Annotated in this window: 2 protein-coding genes; both read right to left on the minus strand. The window is 66.2% G+C overall.

The annotated features are described in order from the left end of the window. Positions 1–277: 277 nt before the first annotated feature. On the minus strand, positions 278–1,600 hold the full coding sequence (locus tag J3P31_RS15970) for a right-handed parallel beta-helix repeat-containing protein (RefSeq protein WP_210529496.1): 1,323 nt from the start codon (positions 1,598–1,600) through the stop codon (positions 278–280). Positions 1,601–2,179: 579 nt separating this feature from the next. After that, positions 2,180–2,628: hypothetical protein (locus J3P31_RS15975; protein WP_210529497.1), on the minus strand; the 449-nt coding region annotated here is incomplete at its 5' end.

The following is a 2,628-nucleotide window of genomic DNA, read 5'->3' on the forward strand; positions in this document are numbered from 1 at the left end:
CTGGCGCGCCAGAACCGGGCTGCGGCAGGGCCTCGAGCACACCGTCCGCTGGTTCAGGCAAGAGATCGACAGCCTCCGACAGTGACGGGGGGACAGGGGCCCGCAACCCGTGTGAGCAACCGCTACGACGCCAGCCTCGCCGCGCTGTCCTTTGAAGCTTGGCCTGGTGGCGCCGCTGATCGGTCGGGAGGCGCGGATGCAGCGGCCCAGACCCGCACGTCGCTCTCCAGCAGGCCCTGGCCCAGTGCTGGTCGGGAAAGACGGGCAGATCGGCGCGTCAGGGACGATGCTCGTATGCGCCAAGGTCAACCTTGGAGCCCGCGGTCCTGGCCTGGCCGTCGAGGTCGCTCGGGGGCAAGCCAAAGATGTCCGTCCCGGCGTCGACGGCAGGCGATACGGCCAGGAGCCGGAAATCCGCCGCACGGTCGTCTCCGGGGGCGAGGAAGCGAGGATCCGCGCCCAGGAGATTTCCGCCCTCCGGCCCGGGGGGCGGGTTGCCTCCGTCGGTGCGGACGACGGCGCCCAGCGGACTCCGATTGTAGCCGAGGTTTGCGACCCAGGCGACGTCCGTGTTCAGGTAGCCGTCGTAGGACACGTTATCGAGCGCGGTGTTGTTGGGGTTCAGGCCCGCGTCGGCCACGGCGATGTTGTTGACCCAAGTGTTGAAGCTCGACTGGGCATTGCTGAGTTCTCCTCGCCACGTGCCCGGGTTCAGGTTGTCGCGGTTGTTGCCATGGGCGGTGTTGTTGCGGATCGTGACATGATCGCTCCACGTCACCTGGATTCCCTTGCCGCCGTTCGCATAGGCCAGGTTGCTCTCGATGAGGGTTGGGTAGGGGTAGGGCGGCACTCCCGTCGTCTGCGTGTGCCGGAAATCGTCGATGATGATCCCGTTGCCGTCCGTGTGCGGCGTCGGAATCGAAGGACCTTCGACATTTCCGAACGAGATGTTGCCGCGAACGATGTTCCGGAAGCCGGTGAAGTCATCATCGCCCGAGATCGCTCGGGCCCAATAGATCGAGATGCCGCTACCTTGATAACCATTGGTGGAGGTGTTGTTGTAAGTGACGTTCCCCTCGAAAAGGAAGAATTCGCCCTTCCAGGCGGAGATCCCGCTGCCACCGCTGTCATGCGCCAAGGTGTTGAGCACCTTGACGTGATGGGAGGCTTCGATGTCGATCGCATGGCCGTCGCCGCCCACCACGTCAAGGCCATCGACGATGACGAAGCTGCTCCGGATCGTCAGCGTGGAATAGGCTCCGGCGGGCGGCCGCACCTTGGCCCCGTGTCGGTTGCGGGCCTGCAGGACAACGTATCCGCTGGACGAGTCCACGGTTCCGCCATTGTCGGTCCAGTGGACGGCCTCCACATAGGTGCCGTCTTCAAGGATGATGCAGTCGCCGGCTTCAAGGGCACTGGCCAGCGCGTGGCCGATGGTTCTCCAGGGGGCCGATTCCGTTCCCGGATTGCCGTCGGCGCCCGAGGTCGAGACATGGAGATCCCTGAGGCATTCGTAGGGCTCGGTGGCCCTGTCCCATGTGCCGGGCCCTGCGCCCTCCGGCCATGCGGAACACGGCCCCAAGCAGCCCGCCAACGCCATCGACCACCCTAACCGGACCTGCATTGCAACTCCCGTGCTGCTGAGTTGCCCAAGATGTTCGGACTCCCTCGGCCATTCTCAAGTCCATATTGGCCTGGAGCGGGGGTCGCAGGGCAACTTCGGATGGGCAGACCGCTCGGCCAGCTGGACCTCGGCGTCGGTCATGGCGTCATCAGCGGCGGCAAGCATCGCGTCCACGAGGTCGAGGACGACCTCCTTTGGCGATGTCGTCGTCGACGGCGATGGTGTTGAACTCCGTGGCGACACCGCCCGCCGCCTCGATCTCGCGAGCGGCGAGCCTGGGGCGCCGGCCATGTATCGGCCATGTGTCGCGGCGCGGGAGCGATAGGCGGGCGTGGGCGGACGCACGAACGACGACAAGACGGTGCGAAGCTGTGGGCCGCAAGGGATCAGGCTGCAGCCGTCGCGGGCTCGACCGCCGGTCGCAGATGCTCGCGGCTTCTTGGAGACGGATGCGACCGGGCGGCCGACACACAGGCACTTGCCTTGGCAGGTCCGAGGTGGGTGGCACGTCCGGATCCGGATCCACCCCCTGCGGTCCCTCAGGCGAGGGCTGATCTAGCCGCCGGGCCCGACATGGATCCATGTGTCGCTGCGCCGATCATAGCGCAGCGTGCTCAAGCCATCGTCGGCCTGCGCAAGCAGAAAGAGATCGGTCCCGACTGCAACTGCGTGGATGCTCCCGTAGTTTTCGGGATCGGTCCAACCCTCGGCGTCGGACCAGTCCGAGGTTCCCGCGGCGATTTCCTCCCAGGCGTCGCTGGCTGGATCGTAGCGTAGCGTCCTCAGGCCACTGTCTGCTCTCGACAGGAGGAAAAGGCGCCCGTCGACTGCAATCGCCTGGATCGTCCCGTAGTTTGCCCGGTCAGCCCAGCCGTTCGCGTCGGACCAGTCCGGATCGTTGACGGCAAGCTCCTCCCAGGCGCCGCGGTCGGGTGAGTAGCGCAGCGTCCTCATGCCATCGTTGCCCCGCGCCAGCAGGTAGAGGTCATCGCCGACCCCGACCG

The sequence above is a fragment of the Rubellimicrobium arenae genome, from assembly GCF_017916275.1.
Taxonomy (GTDB): Bacteria; Pseudomonadota; Alphaproteobacteria; order Rhodobacterales; family Rhodobacteraceae; genus Rubellimicrobium; species Rubellimicrobium arenae.

What these genes read in the sequence shown, in the direction of transcription:
- J3P31_RS15970 (WP_210529496.1), bottom strand. Translation starts at nt 1,600, where the DNA reads ATGGCGTTGGCGGGCTGCTTGGGGCCGTGTTCCGCATGGCCGGAGGGC.